We start from the raw sequence: 826 nt of genomic DNA on the forward strand, positions 1-826 counted from the left end.
CCCCACCTCCGCCGCCCACATCTCCGACAGCCCCGTCTACGAACGCGGCGCGATGGTCCTCCACAAGATCCGCCGGACCGTCGGCGACGCGCGTTTCTACGACATCATCCAGGGCTGGGCAGCCACCCACCGCTACGGCAACGCGGACACCGCGGACTTCACGGCGTACGTGGAGAAGATGGCACCGGGTAAGGACTTCAGCGGGATCTGGAAGGACTGGCTGTACGGGGACGGGAAGCCGGCGCACGCCTGACGGGCCGGCCCGGGCCGCTCAGCGGGTGTCCCCCAGGGAGATCAGCAGGGTGCGCGGCATCCGGGTCAGCTCGTCGCGGTCGGAGTTCTCCAGGGCCGAGAGGATCTGGATCTGGTTCTGCACGTGGCCTTCCACCCCACGGTCGACGAGGTCGCGCCCGGCGTCGGTGAGCGCGATGTGCAGGCTGCGGCGGTCGCCGGGGACGGAGTCGCGGGTGGCGAGGACGTCATCGTGGCGGCCACCCACGGCATCCTGTCCGGGCCCGCCGTGGCGACCGGCCTGGACACAAGGTCGAGGTCCTCTCCGTCGCCCCGCTGATCGCCCACGCGAGCCGGGAGATCTTCGAGAACGACACGGTGACGAGCCTGCTGGACGAGTTGTGGCGGAAGCGAAGCGTCGCCGTCGACCGGGCGGCCCGTGTCACGCCTGCGGACCTTGTCCGTCCAACTCGTCGAGCAGCCGGGCGAGTTCGGTGGGCCACACGGACTCCGTCGCCCCGCGCAGCTCCTCCCGTGTCCACCACCGCCAGGCGCGGATGCCCTCCTCGGCGTGGGCGGCGGCGAGGTGGGGGCC

The 826-nt window shown here is 71.5% G+C and carries 2 protein-coding genes; one reads left to right on the forward strand and one right to left on the reverse strand.

The features are described 5' to 3' along the window. On the forward strand, positions 1–253 hold a 253-nt coding region (locus tag AC31A1_RS52075; protein WP_489660021.1), incomplete at its 5' end, for a M1 family aminopeptidase. 18 nt (positions 254–271) lie between these two features. Here the strand turns inward: AC31A1_RS52075 and AC31A1_RS52080 are convergent. After that, positions 272–499 (reverse strand): hypothetical protein, encoded by a 228-nt coding sequence (locus AC31A1_RS52080; protein WP_489660022.1) that lies wholly within the window; start codon positions 497–499, stop codon positions 272–274. Positions 500–826: the final 327 nt, after the last annotated feature.

Source organism: Streptomyces sp. P5F9, assembly GCF_057961495.1.